The sequence below is a fragment of the Bartonella sp. AD328YNZD genome (assembly GCF_042196425.1).
Genome location: NZ_JBHIQG010000762.1, coordinates 1 through 651, shown reverse-complemented (window position 1 = coordinate 651; position 651 = coordinate 1). Strand labels below are relative to the sequence as shown.

Annotated in this window: 1 protein-coding gene; it reads right to left on the bottom strand. The window is 38.1% G+C overall.

Translation table 11 applies throughout. The features are described 5' to 3' along the window. Positions 1 to 629: DnaB-like helicase N-terminal domain-containing protein (locus ACFIO3_RS14895; protein ID WP_375704760.1), on the bottom strand; the 629-nt coding region annotated here is incomplete at its 3' end. Positions 630 to 651 lie beyond the last annotated feature (22 nt).

The window sequence follows — 651 nt, the reverse complement described above, 5'->3', positions numbered from 1 at the left end:
CCTCCCATTTTTTCATCAAGGGTTTTGATATGGGTAGCTATCCCTGAAAGCTGTGAGGAACGCTTTTTCGCAGCGCTTGCCATGTTAAGTGCTTTTGCAATGGCTGTATCAAAGTTTTCAAACCCACCTCCATATTTTCCTTTTTCGGCTAACTCAAATAATTGATTTTCAATCGTTTCAATTTGTTGGGAAGGTGTGAACTCCAGAGGCGCATCAAAAGCTGTATTGGCAACTTCATTGCCAAGATTAATCAAAGACCGGCGGATAAAAAGATCGTAAATGACACGTCCATAATCTTCAGCGTTAATAATAGTGACTGCCTCTGTGGCTAAGCGAACAACATACTGGTATACAGTAATATCTCCAATTTTTTCTTCCATTTGGATATAGGGCTTAATTGTAATGGGGTTTGCAAGATGGCCCTTTTGAATAATTTGTAAGACAATCTCAAAGATCTTTTGATGTAGCGTTTCAAAAAAATGTTCTGCTTTGAGAAAGTCTGAAACGCGATCGAGTGCATTATTATTAATCAGGATTGCTCCAAGTAATGCCTGTTCCGCTTCAATATTATGGGGAAGTTGACGAAAAGAAGAAGCAAAATTATCTCTTGGATTTTCTGTTTTTAGCATGTTCAATGTTCTCATTGCTTTC